Consider the following 4,560-nt stretch of genomic DNA (forward strand, 5'->3'; position numbering starts at 1 on the left):
GCTTCTTGGCGGTGGCCTGCTCGTAGTCACCGAATCCGAGCTGCTTGCTGCCCATCATCCCAGTGCGTACCAGCGATTGCAGAGGTATTTTCGCGCGGATGGCGCGGGTTTTCCAGAGCCTCCCTAGGCCAAGTGATTGCAACCATCAAAAACTTCAAGCGACTTCCCATTCAAGATCGACTCAGCATCGCAGGACTTCTCTATGCCATGCTGGACCTCTATCGCAGCGACAAGGTTTTCCAGAAATACGACAATCTTAGTGCACAATCACTGTTTATAAAGCTTGGCATCAGCGATCGTCTAATTAATGAGTTCTTGCGACCGATCTTGCTGGTTGGCTTGTTCAAGCCTCCCGAAGAAGTTTCGGCCGCTGTCACCATGGAGCTCCTCTATTACTATGCCCTCGCACATCAAGACTCGTTTGATGTTCGTTGGATGAATTCAAAAAGCATTGCCGAACAACTGTTTGAGCCTCTCGCTCGAAAGCTGATGTCTCGCCATCGTCTGCGCGTCCTCGGGGGAACCTTCGTGACACGGTTGAATGTTTCATCTGAGACGCAAGGCATAAGCTCGGTTGAAATTCAAAGTGTAACAACAAAAGAAGTCAAGGTGATTGATGACGTCGATGATGTGGTTTTAGCGGTGGGTGCTAAAGGACTTAAATCCCTGATGTCTCAATCTCCAGAATGCAGCAAAGCAGCGCCAGAGCTTGTTGCCGCTGCATCTCTCGGTTCGATCGATGTCGTTTCAACACGTCTGTGGCTGGATCGCTATGTTCCAATCGCTTACCCAGCCAATGTTTTCTCTCGCTTCGAATCGCTGAAGGGCGCTGGCGGCACCTTTTTCATGCTTGACCAACTGCAAAAGGAATCGGAGCGGGCGCTATGGGGTCATGACCAGCCACAGGGTTCCGTGATTGCAAGCGACTTTTACAACGCATCTGACATCGCAGTGATGAATGACCAAGAGATTATTGATCGACTTATGCATGACTTGCTTCCAATTGCTCACCCTGAATTTAGGAACGCGAAGGTAGTTGATTACGAGGTACGGCGTTATCCAGATTCTGTGTCTCACTTCTCTCCCGGCAGTTTTAGGAAGCGCCCACCCTTGGAAACCTCAGTAGAGACGATCGTCTGCGCTGGTGACTGGGTGCGGATGGGCGACAAAGAGCATGGTGCCAAAGGTCTTTGTCAGGAAAGAGCCTATGTTTGTGGACTGGAAGCAGGAAACTCCCTGATCAGGCGCAAAATCGTCAAAGGGTCGAATCAATCGAAGACCATCCAACATTCGGTCGTCCCAATTCGTGCTGATGAACCGCAGGTAGTTCTAGGCCGTGTTCTCAACAAAATCGTAAGGGATCAAATCGATGCCTTTGGCCTGACACTCCCTTGGCTTGACTCATAGCGATCAAGTTATCATTTAAGCGTAGCTGTGGCATGGATGTCTCTTAACGTTCGCGGGACTGATCGCATCATCACCCACTCCTCTGATTCCATGTCCTCAAGTGTCAGGGCAGAAGTGTCCGTAGTCTTCATTCAGGATGTCAGGCGACAGCGAAAACTGGTCCACCACTAATTCCGGATGTCGCTTGGCAGAACCAAAGACCGAGGTGACCACCTGTGAGTTGCTTCCCGATCAGGAGATCCCGCTGCTGAAGTCACGCCGGGAGCGGAGCCGGGCTGAGGCCCTCAAGCTCTGGGCTGAGAAGCGCAAGACGGGCTGGAGTCCCTGCAGCCCCCAGTGGTGATCGTCACCATCACCCAAATGGATCCACCCCCCACCAAGCTGAGCTCTGAACTGATGGCCACCTCCTTGCCGATCACCAGCAGCCGTCAACCCCGGCGCTATCGCCTGGTGGATCAACACGGCCAGCCCCACCCGGAGCTCGACCAGGACTTCGAATCGTTGGAGGAGGCCTGGGATTTCGCCACCCAGTGGTGGAACACCATCGGCGGTCTTGGTGCCCGCAGCAGAGCCAACAGCCCCATCGGGCTCGGGGTGGAAGTGAGCACCGAAAACGGCCACTGGCGCACCCTGCGCCATCCGCAGGGCTGAATTACCCCTGAAAACTTCCACCGCCTGATCTCTGCAAAGGTGAACCACACAGGCCACCCCTGCCCTGGCACGCCCGTCTCCCACCGATCCTGCCCAGGCCAGCCCGCAACCCACCGAGGTGCTGGCGGGCTCGATCGAGCGCGTCACCTTTCATAACGCCGAGAACGGCTTCTGCGTGCTGCGGATCAAGGCCCGCGGCCATCGCGATCTGGTCACGGTGGTGGGTCACGCAGCGGAGATCAGCGCCGGTGAGTGGGTCACCGTGAGCGGCACCTGGGTGAACAGCCGCGAGCACGGCCAGCAGTTCAAGGCCGCCTTCCTCAGGGCCTCCGCCCCCACCACCGCCGAGGGAATCGAGAAGTACCTCGGCTCGGGGATGATCCGCGGCATTGGCCCGATCTACGCCAGCAAGCTGGTGGCGACCTTCGGGGCGGAGGTGTTCGAGGTGATCGAACAGGCCCCCGAGCGCCTGCGGGAGGTGCCCGGCATCGGCCGGGTGCGCGCCGGCCGCATCGCCCAGGCCTGGGCGGATCAGAAAGTGGTGCGCGAGATCATGGTCTTTCTGCACAGCCATGGCGTCGGCACCGCCCGGGCGGTGCGGATCTTCAAGACGTACGGCAATGACGCCGTGCAGGTGATGGCGGAGAACCCCTACCGCCTGGCGCGCGACATCCGCGGCATCGGCTTCCGCACCGCGGATGCGATCGCCGCACGGCTGGGCATCAAGCCTGAGGCGATGATCCGCCTGCGCGCTGGGATCAGCTATGCGCTGCTGGAGGCCAGTGGTGATGGCCACTGCGGCCTGCCCAGCGCCGAGCTGCTCAAGCTGGCCGGTGAGCTGCTGGCGGTGGAACGGCCCAGTGGGCCCCTTGATGAGAGCGGCGTCACCACGCGGGTGCCCCTGGAGAGCGGCCTGATCGAGAGCGCCCTGGATCTGGAGCTGAGCGAGGGCTCGGTGGTGGCCGACACCCTGGCCGCTGAGCCTGCGATCTTCCTTTCAAACTTGCACCGCGATGAACGCCGCATCGCCGAGGCCCTACAGGCCCTGGCGGCGGGCTGCCCGCCCTGGGGAGCCATCGAGGCCGCCATTGCCATCCCCTGGGTGGAGCAACGCCTCGCCCTGGAGCTGGCCGCCAGCCAGAAGCTGGCGGTGGCGCAGGCCCTGGCCAGCAAGGTGCTGGTGATCACCGGTGGGCCGGGGGTGGGCAAGACCACCTTGATCAACGCCATCCTGCGCATCCTGGCGGCCAAGAAGCTGCGGATCCTGCTCTGCGCCCCCACCGGCCGGGCCGCCAAGCGGATGGGCGAAACCACCGGGCTGGAGGCCAAAACGATCCACCGGCTGCTGGAGTTCGACCCGGCGGCCGGTGGCTTCAAGCGCAATGCCGAGCTGCCGCTGGAGTGCGATCTGCTGGTGGTGGATGAAACCTCGATGGTGGATGTGCCCTTGATGGCCTCCCTGCTGGCCGCCCTCCCGCCTCAGGCGGGGTTGCTGCTGGTGGGCGATGTCGACCAGCTGCCGTCGGAGGGGCCCGGCCAGGTGCTCGTCGATCTGATCAACAGCACCGCCCTGCCGGTGGCCCGGCTCACGGAGGTGTTCCGCCAAGCCGCTTCCAGCCGCATCATCACCACCGCCCACGCCATCAATGCCGGCACCATCCCCGATCTGCGCCCGCCGGCGGCGGAGGCCACCACCGACTTCTATTTCCTGCCCGCCGAAACACCCGAGGAGGCGGTGGCCCTGATCCTCAAGGTGGTGGGCGAACGCATCCCAGCCCGCTTTGGCCTCGATCCGATCGCCCAGGTGCAGGTGCTCTGCCCGATGGCCCGCGGTGGCTGCGGGTCAAGGTCGCTCAACATCGAGCTGCAGAATCTGCTGAACCCCGATCCACTTGAGCAGGTGGATCGCTTTGTCTGGCGGTTCGCGCCCGCAGGGGGAGTTCGCTGCCCCCGTTAAGCCCCCCCGGAGAACGCACCAAGCGGGTCAGGAATGTGAGGCTTCATCAAATCGATAGGCGCCTTCCAAGATACAAACACATCCATTTCAATCGGGAACTTCTCAAGCTTGGTGCGCCTATTCGCCGTGGATTGCTCGTAGTCGCTAAACCCAAACTGAGGACAGCCTATGAACCCTCCAGTTACCTGCAATCATATGGCTATTATCCAGGCAATTAGGCAGTTTTGCCAGAGGACCCTTAAGCAAGACGGGCTCGGTTCTCCACTTCCAGAATCCACGAGTCATTATTACATCATATACATCTTATCGTGATAGTAGATCAGCATGATGGGTCCTGAGAGATTTGCCTGACGCACATCATCTCTACATTATTACAAATAATGAATCTTTAGGCACTACAAAATTTCCTGAATTTATTCTAAGGAACCTCTGGGCAACGAGCCCTGAAAGAGAGGCCAAGGTTCCAATTTGCTCGGAATGAACAATTTTTGGCGGATCTGAGCCTCGATTGGCCTGATTTCACCTTTCTGGGAGCCGAAACTTGC

The 4,560-nt window shown here is 59.3% G+C and carries 4 protein-coding genes; all 4 read left to right on the forward strand.

Translation table 11 applies throughout. The features are described from left to right. Positions 1 to 1,407, forward strand: a 1,407-nt coding sequence (locus KBY96_RS16105) for an FAD-dependent oxidoreductase (RefSeq protein ID WP_396122346.1), incomplete at its 5' end; no start/stop codon positions are given. Positions 1,408 to 1,591: 184 nt separating this feature from the next. Next, the gene (locus KBY96_RS16110) at positions 1,592 to 1,750 is read left to right on the forward strand and encodes a DUF1651 domain-containing protein (protein ID WP_254980567.1); all 159 of its coding nucleotides are present in this window, start codon (positions 1,592 to 1,594) and stop codon (positions 1,748 to 1,750) included. Positions 1,751 to 1,803: 53 nt separating this feature from the next. Next, positions 1,804 to 2,058 (forward strand): hypothetical protein, encoded by a 255-nt coding sequence (locus tag KBY96_RS16115; RefSeq protein ID WP_254980568.1) that lies wholly within the window; start codon positions 1,804 to 1,806, stop codon positions 2,056 to 2,058. A 118-nt stretch (positions 2,059 to 2,176) separates the two neighbouring features. Continuing rightward, on the forward strand, positions 2,177 to 4,015 hold the full coding sequence (locus KBY96_RS16120; RefSeq protein ID WP_254980569.1) for an AAA family ATPase: 1,839 nt from the start codon (positions 2,177 to 2,179) through the stop codon (positions 4,013 to 4,015). The last annotated feature ends 545 nt before the right edge of the window (positions 4,016 to 4,560 follow it).

Origin of the sequence: Cyanobium sp. ATX 6A2 (assembly GCF_024346355.1) — a bacterium.
Classification (GTDB): Bacteria; Cyanobacteriota; Cyanobacteriia; order PCC-6307; family Cyanobiaceae; genus NIES-981.